At 69.2% G+C, this 4,083-nt stretch carries 3 protein-coding genes and 1 pseudogene; 1 reads left to right on the forward strand and 3 read right to left on the reverse strand.

Annotated elements, in window-relative coordinates:
• Positions 1-1,006, forward strand: a 1,006-nt coding sequence (locus tag LR393_RS34710; RefSeq protein ID WP_407937377.1) for a dolichyl-phosphate-mannose--protein mannosyltransferase, incomplete at its 5' end; no start/stop codon positions are given.
• Positions 1,007-1,013: 7 nt separating this feature from the next.
• Here the strand turns inward: LR393_RS34710 and LR393_RS34715 are convergent.
• The 3 genes and pseudogenes from LR393_RS34715 to LR393_RS34725 form a co-directional block, all read right to left on the reverse strand.
• On the reverse strand, positions 1,014-2,042 hold the full coding sequence (locus tag LR393_RS34715; protein WP_345718824.1) for an LLM class F420-dependent oxidoreductase: 1,029 nt from the start codon (positions 2,040-2,042) through the stop codon (positions 1,014-1,016).
• A 186-nt stretch (positions 2,043-2,228) separates the two neighbouring features.
• A complete protein-coding gene (locus LR393_RS34720; protein WP_231489475.1) occupies positions 2,229-3,860 on the reverse strand; it encodes a chemotaxis protein CheW in 1,632 nt (543 codons plus the stop codon).
• Between the two features lie 3 nt (positions 3,861-3,863).
• Positions 3,864-4,083: pseudogene (locus tag LR393_RS34725) on the reverse strand (hypothetical protein); the annotation flags it as partial.

Genomic DNA, 4,083 nt, shown 5'->3' on the forward strand with positions numbered 1-4,083 from the left:
TGTCCTGATCGACCGGGACGCCGGCCGGCGCCGTCTGGCCCTGCGGGCGGCGGCCGAGTTCAGCGAGCGAGAACAGACGATCACCGATTCCTGGCGCTGGTGGATGGGCGTGCGCTGGTGGCGCATCGCCGCCGCGGTCTGCCTGGGCCTGTGCGCCGGCACCAAGTGGTCGGGCCTGTACTTCGCCGTGGCCTTCGGTCTCATGATCATTTTTTGGGACGCGGGTGCGCGCCGAACGGTCGGGCTGCGATTCTGGTGGCTCGGGGCGCTGATCTGGGGTGCCCTGTCCGGCATCGCGATGGGCCTGATCGCGGGCCTCACCTACCTGGCCGCCTGGACCGGCTGGTTCCTCTCCAGCAACGGGTACGACCGCCACTGGGCCGCCGAGAACCCGGGCCAGGGCATCACCTGGCTGCCCCCGGCCCTGCGGAGCCTGGCGCACTACCACCAGCAGATGTACGAGTTCAACATCGACCTGGCCGCCTTCCACCCGTACATGGCCAACCCCTGGTCGTGGCTCGTGATGGGCCGCCCGACCGCCTTCTACTACGAGGGGCCGAAGGAGGGGCAGAAGGGCTGCACGGTCGACCTCTGCTCCCAGGCCATCACGGCCCTCGGCAACCCGGTGATCTGGTGGGGCGCCACCCTCGCGATCGTGGTGCTGCTGTTCCGCTGGGCCCTGCGCCGCGACTGGCGCGCCGGAGCGGTGCTCGCCGGTCTGGTCGGCGGCTACCTGCCCTGGTTCCAGTACCAGCAGCGCACGATCTTCAACTTCTACACGATCGCCTTCACCCCGTGGGTCGTGCTCGCCCTGGTCTACGTGCTCGGGCTGATTCTCGGGCGCACCCACGACTCCTCGAGGCGACGGCGCACCGGTGCCTGGATCGCCGGGTCGATCGTGCTGCTGGCCGTGCTGAGCTTCTGGTTCTTCCTGCCCCTCTACACCGCCCAGGTCATCCCGCAGAGCTCGTGGAGCGACCGGATGTGGCTGCCCAGCTGGATCTGATCCTCGTTCACGGCAGGAGGCCCGCCAGGGTCTCGATCGTCTTCACCCGCTCGGCGTGGGTGCGGTCGAACGGCGTGATCGACAGCGTGGTCACGCCGGCCTCGTGCATCGCCTGCAGTCGCTCGGCCACCCAGGACCGCGGCCCGACCAGCGCCACGTCGCGCAGCAGTTCGGCCGGCACCGCCGCCGCGGCCTCGTCCTTGTGCCCGGCCAGGTACAGCTCCTGGATGCGATCGGCCTGCTCGCCGTAGCCGTACCGGGTGGCCAGGTCGTGGTAGAAGTTCTTGCCCTTCGCGCCCATTCCGCCGATGTAGAGCGCAAATTGAGGACGCGCGTGGTCGAGCAGCGCTTCGGTCCCGTCACCGATGGCGACGGGAACCGGAACCACCACGTCCAGGGCGGGCAGCGCCGGGTCGCGCCTGGCCGTACCGGCCGCGAGCGCCGAACCCCACACCTCCTGGTAGCCCTCGGGCCGGAAGAAGAACGGCGCCCAGCCCTCGGCCACCTCGGCGGCGAGCTCCACGTTCTTCGGGCCCATGGCCGCGATCAGGATCGGGATGCGTTCCCGCACCGGATGATTGATGAGCTTCAGGGGTTTACCGAGGCCACCTTCGAGGGGCATCCGGTAGTGCTTGCCGGCGTGCTCGAGCTTCTCGCGCCGCCACACCTGACGGCAGATCTCGATGATCTCCCGGGTCCGGCCGATCGGCGCGTCGTAGGCCACACCGTGAAACCCCTCGATCACCTGCGGCCCACTGGCACCCAGCCCGAGCGTGAACCGGCCGCCGGAGACGTGGTCGAGCCCGGCCGCGGTCATGGCGAGCAGTGACGGGGTGCGGGTGTAGACCGGCAGGATGTTCGACGCGATCTCCAGGTCGGGCACCTTCGCGGCGATGAAGCCGAGCTGGCTCACCGCGTCGAAGCCGTAGACCTCCGCGACATAGACGATGGACAGGCCCGCGGCCCGGTAGTCCGGCAGCTGGTCGACGGTCTCGACGAAACTGCCCGAATACGGGAGGGGCATACCGATCCGCACACGTGCCTCCGGGAGCGCTCGAGGATGGCTGACTGCCCATCCTGCTCCGTGCGGCGCCGCCCGTCACCCACCCTCATGTGATGCACGCCCCATCTCCTCCCAACCTTCCGTGATCATGCAAAACCTCCCCAGAGTTCTAGAACTGCGGAGCTCAGAGTTCTAGAACGCCGGGGAGGTTTTGCATGATCACGAGGGGGTTAGCTCTAGCTCGGAAAGGGAGGTGGGGACCGAGGACGCCTGGGGCGTGGGGTTCGGGACCAGGGCGGCGCCGATCGCGGTGAGGTCGACCCGGGGCAGCATGCGGGGTTCGTCGGCCGTGCCGATCGGTGACAGACGCAGCATGGTCATGTCGGCCAGCGCCGACTCCAGCGAACCCTCTGGATAGCCCGACCGCTTCGGCTCCGGGTCTTCCCACACGGACTTCTCGATGGCCCGCAGCGCGTGCACGACCAGCCCGACCACCTGCCCGCTCCCGCCGTCGGCGTCGGTGCTGACGATCAGCACGTACGACGACTCCAGCGGCGAGTCCGGCACCTGGAGCAGCCGGGTCAGGCGGTACAGCGGCACCACCGTGTCCCGGTGGGTGAACAGCCCGAGCACCTGATCGTGTCCGGCCTCCAGAACCGAGTACTGCGAAGGGAACTCGAGGATCTCGACGACCTGCCGCAGGGGCACGGCCATCTCCCGGCCGGCCGAGAACGTCAGGTAGGTCTCGTTGCCGGTCTGCTCCTGGGTCCAGGTGTCGTCGTCCGCCCCGGCCCGGCCCGCGCGCTGTGCCGGAACGGTGCCCTGGTGCGGTGTGTTCAGCCGGGACAGCGCCTGGAGCTCGTCGTTCTCGAGCATCGCCCCCACCTCGAGGGTGAGGAAGTCGCCGTGGTCCGGCACCCGCAGCACGTTCCCGAGGTAGCGCCGGCCGGGCACCTGCATCGCCGGCATGTTCAGCGTCTCCACCGAACCGGTGTTGATCAGCTCCAGCACGCCGGAGAGCAGCATCACCACCAGCCCGTCGTTGAAGCGGATGGCCACCCCCTCGGACTCCTCGTTGTTCAGCGAGCCCAGGCCGGCCAGTTCCAGGGGGTCGAACACCGGGATCTCGACCCCGTCGTAGTCGGTGACCCCCTTGCACGAGCCGTGTCTCAGCGGGGAGCTGCGCACCTGCACCCGCGGCAGGATGGTGTGCACCGACTTGATCGAGATGGCCAGCCGGTGATCGGCGCAGCGCACGAGCAGCATCGAGTTCTGGGCGCCGCCGGAGTGCAGAGCCGCGCCGCCCTCATCCCCACCGCCGAAGAGACCGTCCGAGCGTCCCTCTTCCTGCACCATCGGCACACCCGGCAGGGCGAACATCGCATCGACGTCGAGAACGCTGACGATGTTGCCGGTCTCGGGCCGGGTGAAGGTGTGCGAGACCAGCAGCCCGCCGCCGTCGGGCGTCCCCACCCGGGTCATCGTGGCGGGCACGATGACCCCGTGGACGCTGTCGACGATCAGGCCGAGCAGCTTGTGGTCGCGCAGGAGCACCACGATCACCCGGCGCGGCCTGCGCTCCGGGGGATCGGCCGGGGCCGGGACGGCCTGCCCCGTCCGGGCGTGCCCGTGCATCGCCAGCAGGTCGAGCACCGGAATCACCTGACCCCGCAGGTTCACCGCCCCGAGCAGCCCGGGGGCGGTGACCGGCAGGACGTCGAACTGGTCGGGACAGGGGGTCACCTCCCGCACGTCCGAGAGCGGTACCCCGACACACGCGTCCCCTGATTCGAAGAGACCGTACGTGGTGGAGACCGGGTCCGGGCGAAGACCCTGCAGTGCGACCGTCACCGTTTACCCCTGGGTGCTCTGCTGCGAAGCGCCGAGCAGTTCCTGGATCAGGTTGCTCACCTGCGCGGAGGCGTCGATCTGGGTCTTCGTCGCGGCCACGATCATCTCGATCGACGTGCTGGTCTGCGAGACGCTGGTGACGATCTCCTCGAACGACTCGCCGGCCTTCTCCGACACCCGCGCGCCCTGGTCGACGCGCTGCGTGGACTCCTGCACCAGCTTG

It is taken from the genome of Kineosporia mesophila (assembly GCF_021129235.1).
GTDB lineage: Bacteria > Actinomycetota > Actinomycetes > Actinomycetales > Kineosporiaceae > Kineosporia > Kineosporia mesophila.